A 16,347-nucleotide genomic window follows, 5' to 3' on the forward strand; every position below is an offset into this window, starting at 1 on the left:
GAAAGGGGTATGACATCATGAAGAAATGGACAGAACAACAAGTCATCGACAGCTTAATCGAGGCGAGCATCGCCTATCCTGAGTTGGACGCCAAAACGTATGCCCGTTGGTCGACCGGAAAAGAGATTCCTTCAATCACGACGATCATCAATGTGTTCGGTTCTTGGCGCGAAGCCTTGCACGCGGCCGGTCTGTCTTCCATCCGTCCGTACTACTCCGATCAGGAAATTCTTACGTTCATCAAAGAAGCTTCGGAACGGCTCCATCCTTTCCACAGCAACAGCTACCGGGAATGGGCCAAGGCGAAACACGGACCTTCCTTGACGTTGATCAACTTACGATTCGGGTCATGGTCACGGGCCCTCGAGGAAGCTCACATTGAGATGACACGTTCGATCTGTATGACGGAAGAACGGATCATCAATGCGCTCCTCGAAGCATCGGACGTCCTTCCCCGCCTGACGACCCAAACGTATTCAATCTGGGCACAGGAAAACGGACATCCGACGGTCGCGACGATTGCCCGAAAGTATGGTTCGTGGGTCGATGCACTCACCTGTCTTGATATCGCTCCGCCCCGGCGGAAATGGGTCGAAGAAGATGTCCTCGATGCTTTGAGCCAGGCGCAACGTGAGCTTCCATCGCTCAGCATCATCCATTACCGGAAATGGGCGGAAGGACGCTCCGTTCCGAGTACGTCGACCATCAACGCTTTATTCGGGAGCTGGACGTCTGCCGTGCAGTGCCTCAAACGATCACGGGTTTCGATTTCTTGATTTGTACCCTTCATCGATCAGGTACCGGGGCGGACTGCAAAAGTTCGCCTCTTTGCTTTTAATTACTACGGATTTTTCTGCCAAAAGACAAATAAGCCGATCTCTCTGTCTGTCGACAGGGAGTTCGGCTTATTCGTTTCCTTCATCTGTCTCATCGCTTGATTTTTTGCAGTTCAGCTGCCGAAATCAAGGTGACGGTATCATGCTTCAGCATGTAGATATCATCGAGGTATTGTCCGATTTGCGGAACGTTGATCTCATGCATCAGATTCCGATACAGTTGCGCCGGAAAATTGACACCACATTCATAGGCATGGGGATATCCTCCGCCAAAACGCGGATTGATTTCCGACAGATACAATGTACCGGCGACATCAAACAAATCAAAATCAAGAGGTCCGACCAGCCCCGATCCGTCCAAGACATGTTCGACCAGTTCGAAGACATCGTCCCGAAGGACAGAACGGCTTTTATCGGTCTCTCCCGCCCGCATCGTCAATTTTTCCTTAATGAAGATTGACGTCACTTTTCCGGAAATTAAGTCGACGTACGCATCGACCCCGAGCTCTTGACCGACGAGTAATTCCTGGACGATTAAATCGGTGTTCTTTGAGAACAACTGCTCCACTTCTTCGACGGTTTCGACCCGTCGTACTTCGATGCTGGCACTTCCGTTGCGCGGTTTGACGAAGACCGGCAGCTGTACTTCGCCTGCAGCCAAAGCTTCTTCAAACGACGCCATCGTCGCATATGTTCTTGCATGGGCAATGCCTTGTCGCAGACAGTACTCATACATCGTATATTTATCGAAGCACAGCTCACAAGCGGCATATGGCGAGACGATGACTGTCACACCGATGGCTTGAAATCGTTCCGTCGCTTGTGCGAGCAAACCGAGTTCCGGATCAATCAATGTCAGGAGAGCCGTCACTCCCTCGTCCTGACAAAGCGTAAGTAAATGATCGATGTACTCGACCTCATCTATCTTTGGTACGATGTAGTGCTGGTCTGCCATATATAACGCCGATGCCAATGGACTACAATCCGCTGTGCTGACACGTCCCGTCTTAAACTCTTTGACAAAATACTCGACGAGCTTGGCCCGGCGACCGGCGCTCGTAATCAATAGATGAGGTTTCTGCATCCGATTCACTCCTCTTAGTTGTTAATGAGATTAATCTTTTTTTCGACTTCTGTCATTAAAACCCTGCTTTTCCGTAAAAAAAACCAGGACCGAAGACTCACTTTCGTATCCACTGTTCACTTGGTCTTTTCTTCCAAAATAACCGGTACAATAGAATGCCGATCAAAGCACCTGTCCCGTCCAGCAGGACATCCTGAATCAGCCCCGTCCGTCCTCCAGTCAAAATTTGATGAAACTCATCAAAGACGGCAACCGTAATCGCGACCGTATACGCAAACAAACCTGCCAAGGCATACGGACGGATTAAGCGATATGTTAAATCCACTAAAGCGATTCCGAGAACGATGAAGATCGACAGATGGGCTGCCTTTCGAATGAAAAACTCGACGAAGCCTGAAGCACCAAGCGCTGCGACGCTGACTTCCCCGTGATAATCGAACGAAATGAACCGGAGCTGCTCGACGAAACCTAAATCAAAGTACCGCGACAAACCCGGTTTTAAGGACTGTTCTTCGTACGGCATCGAACTCGCTATAAACAAGACGACCAAAATCAACAAGGTCACATAACCCGACCATGGTATTTTTCTCAACATATAGGACCTCCTCTTCTCACTAACTAATAGAATAGCATGTTCTCTTTTCTGATCCTTCCTAAGATTTTCAAATAACCTACGATATTCTGAATTTTCAACCCATTACATACATAATCATGCAATTATTTTTTTCAAGACACTTTTTTTTACATTTCAAAGGTTTGCGATATAATGAAAGTGGTTATTTAGTACTATTAGGCAAGGATGCAAGAATAGGAGTTGAGCCCTGTGAAACGTGCGCTCGGAAAAAAAATCATGCAACTGCGTAAACAACACCAGTACACCCAAAAACACCTGGCTGAACGCTGCGGCGAAACGGTCACTTCGATTTCAGCTTATGAGCGTGGTCAACGGATGCCGAATACTCAAACATTAGAACGGCTTGCTCTTGCTTTGAATACGACTGTGATCGATCTGATTGATCCCCAATATGTCCAACATCCTTCGCTGCAGGAGTTTATGGCTCAATCCCTCGAACCGACACAACCGCTCGACTTTAAACTTGTCCTGGAAGATATTCTCGTCCACTTGACACTTTCGCCGGAAGTCTACTTCAATGGCCGTCTCCTGACGCAAGAAGTCCGTGATCGCATGGCGACAACCATCAATCAAGCACTTCAACAAGGCTTACAATCGATTGAGATTTGACCTAAAAACACGATGAGAAGCGGACAGGATGTTTCCTGTGCACATCTCATCGTGTTTTTACTTGCCGTTTCAATCAGATTTTAAGACATGGTGAATGTACAATTGACCGTCTTCATATGTCGCTTCCATCATCCGACTGAAGAACGGGGACTCCGGCGTCTTTTCGGCTAGGAAAACACGTTCGAAGCGACTATGTGCTTGATCGACAAAACTGAGTTTGAGCTCGCGTTCATCTGATTTAAACGTCAGATGTGTACCGCTCTTGCCAAAGGCATCTGGAAGAATGGTATGCTCCACAAACTCAAAATGCTCTTCCGGAAATAACGTCTCAATAAAGGATAAACAACTGGCTTTCAGTTTAACTACCTTCTCATCCATAACGTTTACCTATCCTCCGATTTTAGCATGGCATCATCAAACTGATTGATAAGTACTGCTTTTGTTTATTACCCCACCTTTAGACCTAGTTAAACTAGTATTAAAAATATTTATATCCAATTTAAGGAATTAATTATCTTCAAACAAGCTACCTTCTTTAATTTTTTTATGATAGCAAAAAGGGACAGATCATAAAAAATCTGTCCCTTTTGATGGTATAAGAAGGATTCTGAAATCATCCGATTTTATCGAACTCCAAAATACTGATGCTTTTCCCGGCGTACAATGTCCGTCCCCGATACCGGGACAGTTTAGCAAACTCAAACAACGTGTCTGTTTCATACAGATGTTCCACTACATAACCAACCTTCTCATCAGAAGCCGATTTCAGATACGTATTAAAAATCAACCGGTCGCGGTCGACCTTTTGACCGTAAAACAAGGTACAGTCCTCCATACGTCGCGAGGCAATCGGTTGGACGTTTTGTCTTAGATAATCCGCGTTATGGATACTGATCAGTAATTGACCGTCCGTTGCCAGTAAGTGACGGATATTCCGGAAGAACAACAACAGTTCCCCCCGTGAATACCGTGCAATCGTCGTACCAGGTAAAATGATTTTATTGAACGCATGGCTTCCCATCACATCGACCACCTCATTGCTGAGCCCGTAGACACGATGCAGGTATGGATCGGCAATCCCGGCAATTCGGGTTAATTCCGATTCGACGAGATACAGATCATATCCTTCTGCACACAGTGTGTTAAATAACGTTGCTGAAAAGTTTCCGTGCACCAGGACCCGGTCTTCTTTTTGAAGATAACGGCGATACAACATCAGTTCATCGACTTCCGGCAAGATGGCTATTTCCTGATACAGTGCCGTGAACCGGTCGTCAGCAAACAGATGATCAAAAACCTGAACACGTGAATAACTCCCTTTTCGTGCAAATGGACCGAATAATGGTCTGTCATCCATGATAGATCAACTCCTTATACGTCTGGATCGCCGATTCATAGTCTGTACCAAGCCGCTCCGGTAAGATATCGAACCGTTCCTTTTGATCAGCTTCGAGAATGGCGAGGAATGTCTCATCCGTTTCAAACAACTGATTCGTCCCCAGTTCGAAGGCGAAACATCCCTCGTTATTTTGAATCCCGATCATCGTCAACGGACCAAGCTTCCCTTCCGTCCGCGGCAGTTCGAACACGCTGTAAGGCGTCACGAACTGACTTGTTCCTTGAAACGCTGAAGCCAGTTGAAACAGAATCGGATATAAGGCGAGTTGAGTAATCGGAGCGAGCGCTTCCCATGTCGCCAACTGATTTTGACGTAACTGACAGATACTTAAGTCGAACGCCTCGCTGAGCAATAGCTGCTTTCCATAATCTGCATAGATTCCGTCTCTGTGAATGAACAGACGATGGGAGGACGGCATGCCGGTAAGCGTCGCATAATCAAGAATCCCGATCCGCTGTTCCGGATTGGAGACGACACTTGTCTCATGCCACTTTTTGATGGCAGCATCCAGATCACTGCGCTCAAACGTCGCCAACCGGTCTCTGACACTAAAGGATAACGTATCGGAAAACGCCAGCAGGACCGGTGTCCGGCTCATCAGTTCGATGACCGGCAAGTCATGCCGGGTCGACTGATCGATGTATAACAAGCTGTTGATTGTCATTTGATCAAACAAAGTCGGTGTAATCGAGTCGAGCAAATCCGTCGTTTCCACGTAGACGTGACGCAACGGTTGCGGCTGACGCAACGCGGTGTCCGGATAGACACCGGTGAACAACGACATCAAGGCATCTTGTAATTCAATCGGTTGTGTATATCCTGTCGTCCCTTCTAACGGAATCGTCTTATCCAAGAAATACGGGTCTCCGAACAAGACGTCGCCCCGCTCATTAATCAGATGAAACTGAACATGTAACATCCGCTGTTGTAAATACGCGACCAGTCGCAAAGTCCGCTCCCCCGGTCCTCGCAGGACAAACAAATAATGTTCGAATTCTTGAAAGTCCATATAGTCGAGTAAATCCAAAAACGTATGTTGATCGTAATCATAACGATCCATTGAGAACCGGTGCTGCTCACAAAAAGTCGTGAGGGCATCGGTCGGGTCGAGTTGGTGTAACCAGCCTTCGCTTTCAGAAAGAACCGTTAGTCCGATCATATCCATGCTCCTTTCATCCAAGTAATATTAAAAAAGGCTTCAGACCTGTGACGGAATGAAGCCACGTCAGCAAGAGACGTCATGAAGTTTTCAGTTCTCGTTTCGCCGGCGGTTTGATCCGGTCCATTTCCCGACTTGCCAAGGGTGCGACCGAGACAGCAGCAGCATTTAAGCACCAGCCGTAAGATGTCATGGTCCGGCGCGATTCTTTAAAGGTGAGATTCATAGGAGTTACCCCTTTCATTCGTTTAAAATGGCAGACAACACGTTGACGACTTGTTGAACTAAAAGTTTGGTATCCGATCCCGTTCCCTCTTATAATGGAAAATGGTATCGTTTTCTCAAATCCACTGGACAGAAAGGACAGAACCCGATGGATCAATTCACGTCACCGCAGATTGGTCTGGCCCTTCGCCGCCTTCGCAAGAAACATAATCTGACGCAGAAGGATTTGGCGAATGGAATTTGCAGCCAAGCGGAAATCAGTAAAATTGAAAGTGGAACACATTCTCCGACCGTTGATTTGTTATATGCGTTATCACGAAGATTACAAGTTCCTATCAACACGTTTTTGGATCATACCAACTATCGAGAATCCCTAAAAATATTAGATGAGAACTTATTAGTTCGCTTTCGAAATAGTGAGTTTCAGTCTATTTATCAAGAAACTCAAAAGATGATAAATTCTAGTCCTCTCGATCGCGAATTAAATTTGCTTGTGAGATACTTTTATTATCTGAGTTCTTATCGTTTGAAAAAAATTGACTATAGAACTTGTATAATTGGTTTACAACAACTTTCAGAATATTATTCTACGTTACATTATTCACCAAGTATGATATTAAGAATCAAATCTGCAATCGCAATATTGCACTTCGAAAACAAAAGTTATAAACATAGTAGAACTGTTTACGAAGAACTAATGGAACTTGACTTTGATAGTGATGAATTAATAGTTGAACGAATTAGAATTCATTATAATTACTCGAAAATTTTAATGAAGTTAAATGCTGTCGAGAAAGCATTGCTCGTTGTTGAAGAAGCAATTAAAATAAGTCTATTTGAAAAAGATATGTCTTTATTAGGACAACTCTATTCTCAAAAGGGTGAGTGCCAGGAGTTATTAAACTTTTCTTTTGATGAAATTTCTAATTCATACACTAAAGCGTTCCTGTTATTTGATCTAATGGAGATAAGAGAATACCGTCAAATAATTTTGGAAACGAAATTCAAATTTATAAAAAATGCTTTAGAATGAATCATTAGTTGATTAAGCAAGATCACGCTTTACTGAAAACTCGAACGGGATTTCTTTTGCTACGTCACGCTTTACTGAAAACTCGAACGGGATTTCTTTCGCTACGTCACGCTTTACTGAAAATTCGAATGGAATTTCTTTCGCTACGTCACGCTTTACTGAAAATTCGAATGGAATTTCTCTTGCTACGTCACGCTTTACTGAAAATTCGAATGGAATTTCTTTTGCTACGTCAGTTTTAATATTGAGATTTGATGCTCCATTAAAACCAAGACTTAATGATAGTGTTGCTACACCTATTAGAATTCCTAATTTCTTTTTTAAGTTCATAATGAATAACCTCCTAATTTTTTTGTCTAGCTCTGTATCAACATCATATAACCTTAGACCCCCCTCGGATATTCGAATACGAATATTCGATACATTTTGCACATTATTTACACTTACCACACCTTTCGTCTTAGGTCATAGGTCCTGAAACGTGCATATTATTTACATTTTATCCACCTTTGTGTCGATAAAGTGTATGAAAATAGATTTTTTAGAATATTCACTCACGCTCGTCTTTATGATTCTTTCGTATACAAAAACCCGCTTCGTCTGCTGCACGCAAACGAAACGGGTTTAATTTATTTTGATGAACGGCGCAGTGCAATGAAATACCCTACCCCAAGTAAGACGATCAGTCCGAGCAAAATGCTGCTAACCGTCGTTCGGGCAGGTGATTCCGGAATCCACAGACCAATTGCAAGATTGATTGCCGCAATCAATAAGACAAGCCAGACGATGATTTTAGGTCTCATTACTTCCTCCTCCACTTCGACGTTTCTTGATTTGTTTTTCTTCGTCAAAAACTTACAAAATCCCTCTTATTCGAAACATCCTGTTATGATATGTTGACAGAAGACGATTTTTAACAAGGGGGACCTATGGATGAAAAAGTTAGCAGTATTTTGTGGTTCTAAAGATGGAGCAACACCCATTTTCCGGCAAGCCGCAACAACACTCGGGACGACGCTCGCAGCGCATCAAATCGGACTTGTCTATGGCGGTTCACGTGTCGGGACGATGGGCGCCGTTGCGGATGCTGTCCTCGCAGCCAACGGACATGCAGTCGGTGTCCTGCCTCATTTCTTGCAGGAAAAGGAGATTGCCCATCCGAACCTGACGGAACTTCACCTCGTCGAATCGATGCACGACCGGAAAGCGAAGATGGCCGAGCTTGCGGACGGCTTCATCATCTTGCCCGGTGGTCCGGGAACGATGGAAGAGTTTTTTGAAGTTTTTACGTGGGCACAGCTCGGTCTTCACGAAAAGCCGTGTGGCATCTTAAACATTGACGGCTACTATGACCCGCTCGTTGCCTTGTTTCAGCAGATGGAGACACAAGGTTTCCTGATTCCGGAACACGCGGCGATGCTGATTGTAGAATCGGATCCGGAACGGTTGCTCGAACGATTCCGGACGTATCATGCGCCGCAGGTCAAGACGTACATGAACACAAAACAAACGTAACACCAAGCAGTTCTCTTTCAATAGGAGTGACGGATTTTCTTCCCGCCACTCCTGTTGTTCATTCCTGCTCCCAGCTCTCGACATACCGCTTGAGTAACTGCCGGACATCTGCCTGAATCTCTGCGTCTTCAAGCGCAAACGCTAACGTCGTCTCGACGTACCCCATCTTCTCCCCGACATCGAACCGCTTCCCTTCCACCTCGTATCCGTAGACGTCTTCTTGTCCGTTCAGCCGTTCAATTGCATCCGTCAACTGAATCTCTCCGCCTGTCCCCGCCTCCTGCGTCGCCAAGTATTCAAAAATCGCCGGCGTCAGGATATACCGTCCGATGATCGCCATATTGGACGGTGCCGTTCCCTGGACCGGTTTTTCGACGAACTGCCGGACCTGATAACGGCGTCCCGTCTGGTTCAACGGATCAATGATCCCGTACCGGTGCGTATCTTCTATCGGGACCTGCCGGACACCGACGACCGACGCATCGAGTTCTTCGTACTGATCCATCAATTGTTTCAGACCTGGTTCTTCCGAGACGATGATATCGTCCCCGAGCAGAACGGCAAACGGTTCGTCACCGATGAAATGCCGGGCACTCCAAATCGCATGTCCCAGTCCTTTCGGTTCCTTTTGACGGATATAATGTATCTCCGCCATCGTCGTCGAAGCATCGACCTCTTTCAACAGATCAAGTTTTCCTTTTTGCCGCAGGATATTCTCGAGTTCCGGTGCGTGGTCAAAATGATCTTCGATTGCCCGTTTGCTCCGCCCAGAGACGATGATGATCTGTTCGATTCCGGACGCCACCGCCTCTTCAACGATGTACTGGATGGTCGGTTTCGTTAAAATCGGCAACATTTCTTTTGGCATCGCTTTGGTCGCCGGTAAAAACCGGGTCCCGAGACCGGCTGCCGGGATGATGGCTTTTCTGACTTTCGACACGTCTATTCCTCCTCCGCACTGGATCGGTTATAGATAAACATTCGCTTTCTAATCTCTTGTTCCCTGTTTGAGCCAAAAAAAGACCAGAGACATCTGTCCCTGGTCTGTCACTCAGAATAATTTGGTTAAGGCTTCCGTGAATGTCGCAAATGACGGTGTCTCATCGATGACCATCAGACTGCCGGCTGCAAGTACGAGTAAGCTGATCCCTGACAAGATCCATCCCGGATGTTTGACCGTATCTTCGGCATCCATGTTTTTCTTGCCCGGTTTCGCCTGGGCACCCTGTTCCTTCAGACGATCCCGCCGGTACTGGTGCTGTTCTTCTTTCGTCAGCTTCTTGTATTCGGTCAGGAACTTCTTGTATTCCGGTACGACTTCCTTCGTCGTCCCGTCGAGCTTGACCTGTCCGTATTCGAGCCAGATGACCCGCTCACAGAAACTCCGGATCTGGTTCAACGAGTGACTGACGAAGATGATCGTCTTGCCTTCGTTCTTGAACTCGTTCATCTTATCGATACATCGGTTGTAAAACGTCTGGTCACCGACCGACAACGCTTCATCGACGATCAGGATGTCGGCATCGACATTGACGGCGATCGCAAAGCCGAGTCGTGACTTCATCCCGCTTGAATATTTTTTGATCGGTTGATCGATGAAATCTCCGATGTCCGCGAAATCGATGATTCCCGGCATCCGGCGTTCGATTTCCGCATCGTCCATCCCGAGCATCAGACATTTCAGGTGGATGTTCTCACGACCGGTCAAGACGTTTTTCAATCCTTGGGACACGGCGATGATCGCCACTTCCCCGTTGATTTCGACGTCACCTTCGTTCGCGTAGATGATGCCGGAGATCAAGTTCGATAACGTCGATTTCCCGGAACCGTTGATTCCGACAAGACCAACGACTTCACCGGATCCGATTTCGAGTGAGACATCCCGGAGCGCCGTGAACGTCTTGACGTTTTTACTTTGATTCTTAAACAGTAACTTAAATTTTTCTTTTGTCGTCGTGACCATATCAAACCGTTTCGTGACATGGTCGAGTTTTATCATAGACATGGCGATTTCCTTCCTTAAACGAGCTCGGTGAATGATTTACGGAACTTGATGTGTAAAAACGTTCCGGCTGTGAACAAGAGCAATGTCACGCTCCAGAAATAAAGTCCCGTCGGCCACTCTTGCCAGACCCAGGCACCGCCAAGCAGACTGGCACGGTATCCTTCAACAAGGTAAAAGACCGGGTTCAGACGAAGCACACCATGTAAGACGTCCGGGAACCGTTCGATGTTCCACAGAATCGGTGTCAGATAAAAGAGCATCCGCATCATTGACTGCAGGAACAATTGAATGTCTTTGACGAGCGTAATCAATGTCGAGAAACAAAGTGAGAACGCATAGACGAAAATATAAGTCGCCGCCATATAATACGGGAGCTGGAGTAACTTCCATGTAATCGGAATACCATTTAGGATGATGACGATAAAGACAATCAGAAGCATCGCGAAGTGCTGATACATCCGGGATAAGATGACGTACGAAGGAATCGCACTCATCGGGAACCGCATTTTCGTCACCATCGCCAGGCGGCTGTTGATCGAGTTCGATCCACGCAACAAGGCATCATTGATGAAGAACCAGACGACGATCCCGCACAGGAGCCAGACGATGAACGGCGTATCGCCTTCGACGTTTCTGTTCCCTTTCAGACCGACACCAAAGACGAACCAATAAATAAAGATCTGTAAGCCGGGATTGAGCAGCTCCCATAACAGTCCAAGCCGTTGTTCCGCGTGCGCCGATTTAATCTCATACCGGGCGAGACGGCGAATCAGAGGAAAATTCTCCACTTGTTCGCGGATGATACTTTTCATTTCTTTCCACATAATTAATTTCCTTCCGATCTGTAAAGGTACATGTATTTTAGTTCCGTTGCATCCACATCAAAATAAAAAACGGACTCCGTTCGCGATTCTTCAAACGAACGACCGACCGCGGACAGGCAGACGCCTGCACGTTTGTCCATTCCTCCCTTCCCTTTTCAAAACACTCTTCTCCTATTGAAAAAGCAGGCACCGGGTGCCATACACTTAATCAATTCTAGCTATCGTTAAAATTCATGTCAATCGATTGGGCAAACCGACACCAAACTGTAGCTTTCTGACCGGCAAAAAAACCAGTCGGCAGCGGTATGAAGGACGTCGCTGCTGACTGGTTCCGAATGGGACAGAAGTGGAAATTCAATTGTCGTCGGCGGGGATGACAATCCCCAAATTAATAAAATACTCATCACACATAAAATCACCAGTACCATCGTGCCTTGAATCGTCTCTTTCATCTTCTCGTTGCTCTCCTCCCGCAGTTTCCTCATTTCTCCATCATACAGAATTCATGCACTGAACTCCACCAACAGATTATCAATTAATGGAAATGTTTGACGAATTGATGTATGTTTCCGTTTCTTTTTTCATTCAGACAGATTATAATGAAAGCGTTATCATTTTGTGTGTTTAGGTCAAATTAACCAGAAAAACGGACTAAAACGGACGTCTCCTGCTAGTTGTCATGTCGTCCGACCTAAGAATTTACGAATTTTACAAAAGTTTTATCGCATCATCTGCTCGGAACAACTTATAGTAGAAGAAGAGGTCAACGATCGCATTTCGACCTTGTATTCATACACCCACTTTGAAGGAGGATTTTTACGTATGTATAAATCAAAACCGCTTTACGCGGCAGCCGTCGCTGTCGCCCTGACGACATCGGCAATCGTGCCGGTTGCACAGACTACTGTATCCGCAGCAACGCATGTCAAAGTCAAAACGGTCAAACTCAAGTCACTCGTCTTCACAAAAGGTGCCCCAGTCAAGTTACCTGCTACATACAAGGGCGAGAAAATCACGTGGAAAAGTTATGATCGTCATATCTTCAACCGTTATCAGACGGTCAAAGGAACGTATGGCAAGAAGAAATCACCGATCGAAGTTAAAATCCTCATTCAAAACTATGCCGTGAAGTTCGTCGAAAGTGTCAAAGAACAGACGATCTATGTCGGTGAAAAACCGGAACTCCCGAAAACACTCGCTGTCCTCTATGCGACAGGCCGTGTCTATGACAAACCGGTCCGCTGGTCGAAAGTCGATACGAGCGAAGCCGGCGTCAAATACGCTGTTGCAAGCTACACACGTCTCGGCAAAACGATCACACTCAAAGCTAAAATCAACGTGCTTGATATCAATAAAGATGATTTCTCAATCGGTTTGATGCACACGAACGATACACACGCCAACCTTGATAAAGCACCAAAACGCGCAACCGTCATTAAAGAACTTCGTGCCGCGTATCGAGCGGAAGGCAAACCGTCACTTTTACTTGACGCAGGAGATGTTTTCTCCGGTTCTCTTTACTTCAACAAGTTCCTTGGTCAAGCCGACCTTGAACTGATGAACTATATGAAATACGACATGATGACGTTCGGTAACCACGAGTTTGATCTCGGGGAGACAGAGAACAACATCGCACTTAAGAACTTCGTCACAAAAGCCAAATTCCCGTTCATCACGGCAAACGTTGACTTCAGCAAAAATGAACTCTTCAACGGCCTACAAAAGAAAACGATTACGTCAGGACCAGAACGTGGAAATATCTATCAAGGGATCATTAAAGAATATAAAGGTCAAAAAATCGGTTTCTTCGGTTTGACGACAGAAGAGACGACCGATATCGCAAGTCCGGGAACTGTCACTTTCGCTAACTATATCGCTAGCGCAAAAGCGGCTGTCAAAAAACTCGAAGACCGTGGTGTCAATAAAATCGTCGCCTTGACGCATATCGGTTTTGATGACAATCCGGCCGTCGATAACGATCAGTTGCTCGCCCGCAACGTCGACGGTATCGATATCATCGTCGGTGGCCACTCGCATACGAAACTTGAAACACCAGTTGTCGTAGATGATACCGTCCTGCCGGGTAAAGCAGAACCGACGATCATCGCGCAAGCGTATCAATATGGTGATTTCCTCGGAAATCTTGATTTGACATTTGACTACAAAGGGAAGCTAACGGAGTACAACGGTTCGTTGATCGATGTGGCAAAAGCTGCTGAAGACACACGTGCCGCTGAAATCCTCAAGCCATATGCGGATCAAATTGCAGAACTCAAAAACGAAGAAGTTGGCGCGAATATCGTCAACGAACTTGTTAACCCACGTGGTGACGTAACTAGTGTCCGAAGCAGTGAAACAGCACTCGGAAATCTGATTACAGACGGTATGCTTAAAAAAGCGAAAGAGTACAATTCAGAGACTGTCATCGCAATGCAAAACGGCGGTGGAATCCGTGCTGCGATTAATGCCGGACCACTCACAGTCGGTGAAGTGTTAACGACCCTTCCGTTCGGTAATACGCTTGCAACAGCGAAATTGTCAGGTCAGGAAATCAAAGACTTGCTTGAAATCAGTGTCGGTTTAGCACCAAAAGAAAACGGTGGTTTCCTTCACGTTTCCGGTATGAAGTTCGAATACAGCAGCAAACTCGCGCAAGGCGACCGTGTCACGAAAATGGAAGTTAAAAACGGCGACACGTTTGAGCCCCTCGATCTTACGAAAACGTATGTCATCGCGACCAATGCCTTTACAGCTAAGGGCGGCGATGGTCTTACACCGTTCGAAGTTGCGTACAAAGATGGCCGCGTGACGGATCTTGGTCTTTCGGACTGGGAAAACCTCCGCGACTTCACGAAATCACTCGGCGAAGTCAAGTATTCGATCGAAGGCCGGATCGTTGATACAAAAGCAGAAACAAAATAATTCCGCAAAAAAAGACCGGGCTTAACAGCCGGTCTTTTTTTCGTATTCAGGAGGTGGATGATATCCCCTCCTGTTTTTGTGTTCATAACGTCTGCGTCTGATTTTGTTTCAGTAAAACGATGATATCGTCGAGCTCATACTCCTGTGCCATCATCAGCGGCGTATAACCATCACTATTCTTGAGCGAACGGTCGGCTCCCTTTTCAATCAACAGCTTGACGGTCTGCTTGCCCTCACCTTCAACGGCATGATGGAGCGGTGTGTATTTCTCATCATCCTGCTGATTGATTTTTTCGCCCTGTTTTAAGTACAACTCAACCAATTCCTTGTTGTTGCTGTAGACCGCGGTGATGAACGGCCGTTCGCCGAACTCATTGACGGCGTCGACGTCGCTCCCGGCAGCGAGCAATGCTTTAAAGACCGTCTCCAGCCCCTCACTTGACTTGCGGTATCCAAGATAATGCAGGGCCGTATCCCCATCCGCATCGACTGCTTCCATGTCACTCTTCGGAATCAAGGCTTCTATTTCTGCCAGCGTCCCCTTTTGAATCGCCGCCATCAGTTTCGATTCTCCAAGATCTTCTTTTGCAGTTGTCTGTTGTTCGACGGAAGAGACACTGTCTGTCAACCACTTAGGCAGTTTAAGCTCTGTCGCAACGAAGACCAGACCGGCCAGTCCCAGACAACTCAGACTGACGAGGACAGCACTTGCGACACGGGCAGATTGTTTTCGTTGCGCGTCGAGCCCAGCAAACGTCAATCGGCGGGAAACCGACGATTGGTTTCGGAACAGTTCGCTGAGTACGGCGGTAAACGATATCGTTTGTCGTTTTTGATCGATGTAAGCCGGAAGATTTAGTGTCTGCCAAGAGACAGGACCGACAACGGACCGGACAAGTACCGGCACACGTTCCTCTTCCGAAAGACAAGCCAGCGCATGGCGATCTGCCGTCTCCTCGCATGCCCGTATGTAAGCACTTCTCAGGAACGGCACCCAGCTCCCAAGTAACAGCAGCATCCGTTTTTCTTCATGGTTTTGTTTCAAATGGACGAGTTCACGAATCAGTTCGAAGCGCGTCGTCTCATCGATTGGATAATCAGCCGGTAAGACAAGCAGATATTTTTGAAACAAGCCGATCGTTCGCGGACGTTTGATGGTCTTATGGTGTGTCACGATGATTTCCGGCACTTTCCAAAATCCCAATCGTTCGGTATCCTGCCGAAGTTGTTCATACACGAGCGGCTGTTGCTGTTCGCTCAGCACAATCCCGTCTGCCCGAATCGTCATTACCCGGACGAGCTGCCACGTCCAAAGGATGCCGAGTAGAACGAGAACTGTCAGCAACAGGACCAGACCGATTATCCCGAGCGTAAACAACGCCACAATGAGTCCGCACACCGTCACTAAGGTACTGATCAATAACAGCGTAAAGAGAACGTGTTCCCGTCTCCCTATACGCATGTGGATGGATTGTCTTTCATGATTTATTTCCTCACTCATCGGTTCACCTCTTTTTCTCACTGCTCTTATCATACCGATAATTCCATAAGAGTTCCAAGGCAATTCTTGTTAATGGATAAAAACATTATTCCCGAATATATTTTAGAGATGGAAATGAATCTTTTTAAGGGATGTCTAAAGACCTATCTCTAATATAACTTATACGTAGAAATATTATATTTTTCTGATTTTTATCGTGTTATACCAACAACTCTTGTAACATTTGAAATATTAGCGCTATCCTTCTTTTGAACCATATTCCTTTTTGTCACAGGTGAGACGAAAGTCATTTATTTAAATTGCATTCCACATTTCAATACCATATAATAACTAATAGAATGAAGAATATGGGAGTGAATTTCTTGGGATTTCTCGGAATGTTTAACAAAGAATATACCGTTCAGTACCACGTCCTTGAACAGGAAGAAGTCGTCGACACCGACCGCCTAATCATTAAAGCCGGTGACCACACCGCTGCACGTAAAAAAGCAGACACGATGCTCCGCAAACAATTTGGTCGGACACAATACAAAATCGAATGGGTACAACGGTTTTAATCGTTGAAATACCCGATCGCCTCAAGCTTGCTGAGACGATCGGG

19 protein-coding genes are annotated in these 16,347 nt (G+C 46.2%); 6 read left to right on the plus strand and 13 right to left on the minus strand.

Translation table 11 applies throughout. The features are described from left to right. Window positions 1–17: 17 nt before the first annotated feature. A complete protein-coding gene (locus EXIG_RS13115; protein WP_012371442.1) occupies window positions 18–776 on the plus strand; it encodes a hypothetical protein in 759 nt (252 codons plus the stop codon). A 151-nt stretch (window positions 777–927) separates the two neighbouring features. On the opposite strand, the gene EXIG_RS13120 is transcribed toward EXIG_RS13115, so the two are convergent. Continuing rightward, the gene (locus tag EXIG_RS13120) at window positions 928–1,920 is read right to left on the minus strand and encodes an ATP-grasp domain-containing protein (RefSeq protein ID WP_012371443.1); all 993 of its coding nucleotides are present in this window, start codon (window positions 1,918–1,920) and stop codon (window positions 928–930) included. A gap of 97 nt (window positions 1,921–2,017) precedes the next feature. Next, the gene (locus tag EXIG_RS13125; RefSeq protein WP_012371444.1) at window positions 2,018–2,515 is read right to left on the minus strand and encodes a VanZ family protein; all 498 of its coding nucleotides are present in this window, start codon (window positions 2,513–2,515) and stop codon (window positions 2,018–2,020) included. Window positions 2,516–2,743: 228 nt separating this feature from the next. On the opposite strand from EXIG_RS13125, the gene EXIG_RS13130 reads away from it, so the two are divergent. Then, complete coding sequence (locus tag EXIG_RS13130; RefSeq protein ID WP_012371445.1) at window positions 2,744–3,163, plus strand: helix-turn-helix domain-containing protein; 420 nt, start codon at window positions 2,744–2,746, stop codon at window positions 3,161–3,163. Between the two features lie 69 nt (window positions 3,164–3,232). Here the strand turns inward: EXIG_RS13130 and EXIG_RS13135 are convergent, their stop codons facing one another. The 4 genes from EXIG_RS13135 to EXIG_RS15955 all read right to left on the minus strand — a co-directional run bounded on the left by EXIG_RS13135 (window position 3,233) and on the right by EXIG_RS15955 (window position 5,947). Then, complete coding sequence (locus EXIG_RS13135) at window positions 3,233–3,541, minus strand: hypothetical protein (protein WP_012371446.1); 309 nt, start codon at window positions 3,539–3,541, stop codon at window positions 3,233–3,235. Between the two features lie 235 nt (window positions 3,542–3,776). Beyond that, window positions 3,777–4,520 (minus strand): hypothetical protein, encoded by a 744-nt coding sequence (locus EXIG_RS13140; protein ID WP_012371447.1) that lies wholly within the window; start codon window positions 4,518–4,520, stop codon window positions 3,777–3,779. Then, window positions 4,513–5,727 (minus strand): hypothetical protein, encoded by a 1,215-nt coding sequence (locus tag EXIG_RS13145; RefSeq protein ID WP_234944540.1) that lies wholly within the window; start codon window positions 5,725–5,727, stop codon window positions 4,513–4,515. Before EXIG_RS13145 ends, EXIG_RS13140 begins: the two co-directional genes overlap by 8 nt. A 73-nt stretch (window positions 5,728–5,800) precedes the next feature. Then, a complete protein-coding gene (locus EXIG_RS15955) occupies window positions 5,801–5,947 on the minus strand; it encodes a hypothetical protein (RefSeq protein WP_158537512.1) in 147 nt (48 codons plus the stop codon). A gap of 147 nt (window positions 5,948–6,094) precedes the next feature. Between EXIG_RS15955 and EXIG_RS13150 the strand changes: the two genes are divergently transcribed. Beyond that, window positions 6,095–6,979, plus strand: coding sequence for a helix-turn-helix domain-containing protein (locus tag EXIG_RS13150; RefSeq protein WP_012371449.1), 885 nt, complete (start codon window positions 6,095–6,097; stop codon window positions 6,977–6,979). A gap of 12 nt (window positions 6,980–6,991) precedes the next feature. Here EXIG_RS13150 and EXIG_RS13155 read toward each other — a convergent pair whose 3' ends face one another. Together EXIG_RS13155 and EXIG_RS15960 are read right to left on the minus strand one after the other, a co-directional pair. Then, on the minus strand, window positions 6,992–7,309 hold the full coding sequence (locus tag EXIG_RS13155; RefSeq protein WP_012371450.1) for a hypothetical protein: 318 nt from the start codon (window positions 7,307–7,309) through the stop codon (window positions 6,992–6,994). Between the two features lie 299 nt (window positions 7,310–7,608). Further along, on the minus strand, window positions 7,609–7,782 hold the full coding sequence (locus EXIG_RS15960; protein ID WP_012371451.1) for a hypothetical protein: 174 nt from the start codon (window positions 7,780–7,782) through the stop codon (window positions 7,609–7,611). A 130-nt stretch (window positions 7,783–7,912) separates the two neighbouring features. On the opposite strand from EXIG_RS15960, the gene EXIG_RS13160 reads away from it, so the two are divergent. Then, window positions 7,913–8,494 carry an LOG family protein gene (locus tag EXIG_RS13160; protein WP_012371452.1) on the plus strand — a complete coding sequence of 194 codons (582 nt, stop codon included), beginning with the start codon at window positions 7,913–7,915 and terminating at the stop codon, window positions 8,492–8,494. A 58-nt stretch (window positions 8,495–8,552) separates the two neighbouring features. Here the strand turns inward: EXIG_RS13160 and galU are convergent, their stop codons facing one another. From galU to EXIG_RS13180, 4 genes are all read right to left on the minus strand, one after another. Continuing rightward, on the minus strand, window positions 8,553–9,434 hold the full coding sequence (galU, locus tag EXIG_RS13165; RefSeq protein WP_012371453.1) for a UTP--glucose-1-phosphate uridylyltransferase GalU: 882 nt from the start codon (window positions 9,432–9,434) through the stop codon (window positions 8,553–8,555). Window positions 9,435–9,545: 111 nt separating this feature from the next. Further along, window positions 9,546–10,499, minus strand: a complete 954-nt coding sequence (locus EXIG_RS13170; protein WP_012371454.1) for an ABC transporter ATP-binding protein — start codon at window positions 10,497–10,499, stop codon at window positions 9,546–9,548. Between the two features lie 14 nt (window positions 10,500–10,513). Beyond that, a complete protein-coding gene (locus EXIG_RS13175; protein WP_234944541.1) occupies window positions 10,514–11,311 on the minus strand; it encodes an ABC transporter permease in 798 nt (265 codons plus the stop codon). 248 nt (window positions 11,312–11,559) lie between these two features. Further along, a complete protein-coding gene (locus EXIG_RS13180; RefSeq protein ID WP_012371456.1) occupies window positions 11,560–11,775 on the minus strand; it encodes a hypothetical protein in 216 nt (71 codons plus the stop codon). Between the two features lie 370 nt (window positions 11,776–12,145). Here EXIG_RS13180 and EXIG_RS13185 point away from each other — a divergent pair, with 370 nt between their 5' ends. After that, on the plus strand, window positions 12,146–14,245 hold the full coding sequence (locus EXIG_RS13185) for a 5'-nucleotidase C-terminal domain-containing protein (protein WP_012371457.1): 2,100 nt from the start codon (window positions 12,146–12,148) through the stop codon (window positions 14,243–14,245). An 82-nt stretch (window positions 14,246–14,327) separates the two neighbouring features. Here EXIG_RS13185 and EXIG_RS13190 read toward each other — a convergent pair whose 3' ends face one another. Next, window positions 14,328–15,707 carry an ankyrin repeat domain-containing protein gene (locus tag EXIG_RS13190; protein ID WP_234944542.1) on the minus strand — a complete coding sequence of 460 codons (1,380 nt, stop codon included), beginning with the start codon at window positions 15,705–15,707 and terminating at the stop codon, window positions 14,328–14,330. Window positions 15,708–16,123: 416 nt separating this feature from the next. On the opposite strand from EXIG_RS13190, the gene EXIG_RS13195 reads away from it, so the two are divergent. Then, entirely contained in the window at window positions 16,124–16,303 is a 180-nt protein-coding gene (locus EXIG_RS13195; protein ID WP_012371459.1) for a hypothetical protein, read from the plus strand. Window positions 16,304–16,347 lie beyond the last annotated feature (44 nt).

This window comes from Exiguobacterium artemiae 255-15 (assembly GCF_000019905.1).
In the GTDB taxonomy this organism is placed as follows: Bacteria; Bacillota; Bacilli; order Exiguobacteriales; family Exiguobacteriaceae; genus Exiguobacterium_A; species Exiguobacterium_A artemiae.

Excerpts from the sequence above, each read along its gene's own strand:
- EXIG_RS13175 (WP_234944541.1), bottom strand. The coding sequence starts at position 11,311 with ATGAAAAGTATCATCCGCGAACAAGTGGAGAATTTTCCTCTGATTCGC.
- EXIG_RS13115 (WP_012371442.1), top strand. The coding sequence starts at position 18 with ATGAAGAAATGGACAGAACAACAAGTCATCGACAGCTTAATCGAGGCG.
- EXIG_RS13180 (WP_012371456.1), bottom strand. The coding sequence starts at position 11,775 with ATGAAAGAGACGATTCAAGGCACGATGGTACTGGTGATTTTATGTGTG.
- EXIG_RS13140 (WP_012371447.1), bottom strand. The coding sequence starts at position 4,520 with ATGGATGACAGACCATTATTCGGTCCATTTGCACGAAAAGGGAGTTAT.
- EXIG_RS13125 (WP_012371444.1), bottom strand. The coding sequence starts at position 2,515 with ATGTTGAGAAAAATACCATGGTCGGGTTATGTGACCTTGTTGATTTTG.
- EXIG_RS13160 (WP_012371452.1), top strand. The coding sequence starts at position 7,913 with ATGAAAAAGTTAGCAGTATTTTGTGGTTCTAAAGATGGAGCAACACCC.
- EXIG_RS15955 (WP_158537512.1), bottom strand. The coding sequence starts at position 5,947 with ATGAATCTCACCTTTAAAGAATCGCGCCGGACCATGACATCTTACGGC.
- EXIG_RS13185 (WP_012371457.1), top strand. The coding sequence starts at position 12,146 with ATGTATAAATCAAAACCGCTTTACGCGGCAGCCGTCGCTGTCGCCCTG.
- EXIG_RS13190 (WP_234944542.1), bottom strand. The coding sequence starts at position 15,707 with ATGCGTATAGGGAGACGGGAACACGTTCTCTTTACGCTGTTATTGATC.
- EXIG_RS13120 (WP_012371443.1), bottom strand. The coding sequence starts at position 1,920 with ATGCAGAAACCTCATCTATTGATTACGAGCGCCGGTCGCCGGGCCAAG.
- EXIG_RS13135 (WP_012371446.1), bottom strand. The coding sequence starts at position 3,541 with ATGGATGAGAAGGTAGTTAAACTGAAAGCCAGTTGTTTATCCTTTATT.
- EXIG_RS13195 (WP_012371459.1), top strand. The coding sequence starts at position 16,124 with ATGTTTAACAAAGAATATACCGTTCAGTACCACGTCCTTGAACAGGAA.
- EXIG_RS13150 (WP_012371449.1), top strand. The coding sequence starts at position 6,095 with ATGGATCAATTCACGTCACCGCAGATTGGTCTGGCCCTTCGCCGCCTT.
- EXIG_RS13145 (WP_234944540.1), bottom strand. The coding sequence starts at position 5,727 with ATGGATATGATCGGACTAACGGTTCTTTCTGAAAGCGAAGGCTGGTTA.
- EXIG_RS13155 (WP_012371450.1), bottom strand. The coding sequence starts at position 7,309 with ATGAACTTAAAAAAGAAATTAGGAATTCTAATAGGTGTAGCAACACTA.
- EXIG_RS13170 (WP_012371454.1), bottom strand. The coding sequence starts at position 10,499 with ATGTCTATGATAAAACTCGACCATGTCACGAAACGGTTTGATATGGTC.
- EXIG_RS15960 (WP_012371451.1), bottom strand. The coding sequence starts at position 7,782 with ATGAGACCTAAAATCATCGTCTGGCTTGTCTTATTGATTGCGGCAATC.